Origin of the sequence: Saccharomonospora iraqiensis subsp. paurometabolica YIM 90007 (genome assembly GCF_000231035.2) — a bacterium.
Classification (GTDB): domain Bacteria; phylum Actinomycetota; class Actinomycetes; order Mycobacteriales; family Pseudonocardiaceae; genus Saccharomonospora; species Saccharomonospora paurometabolica.
The window spans coordinates 5,299-5,661 of sequence record NZ_KI912188.1; the positions used below are offsets into that span (position 1 = coordinate 5,299).

Consider the following 363-nt stretch of genomic DNA (forward strand, 5'->3'; position numbering starts at 1 on the left):
CGTGCGGGCCGTGGGCCTCGCCGTGGCCGGGTTCGTGCGCCCGGACCGCCGGTCCGTGCTGTTCGCCCCGCACCTGCCGTGGCGTTCGGCCGAGGTGGCCGACCGGATCGCGGCCCGGGTGGGACTGCCCGTCACCCTCGAACACGATGCGAACGCCGCGGCCGTGGCCGAGCACCGGTTCGGTGCCGCCCGCGGCACCGGGGTGGCACTGCTGCTGGCCCTCGGCACGGGGATCGGGGCGGGGCTGCTGCTCGACGGGGTCGTCTACCGGGGTGCCCACGGCGTCGCGCCGGAACTCGGGCACCTGCGTGTGGTGCCGGACGGCCGGTCCTGCCCGTGCGGCAAGCGCGGTTGCTGGGAACG

General features: G+C 77.4%; 1 protein-coding gene. It reads left to right on the forward strand.

What is annotated here, in order from left to right:
* Positions 1-363 (forward strand): ROK family protein (locus SACPADRAFT_RS0201495; RefSeq protein ID WP_040923791.1); only part of this gene is annotated, 363 nt, incomplete at both ends.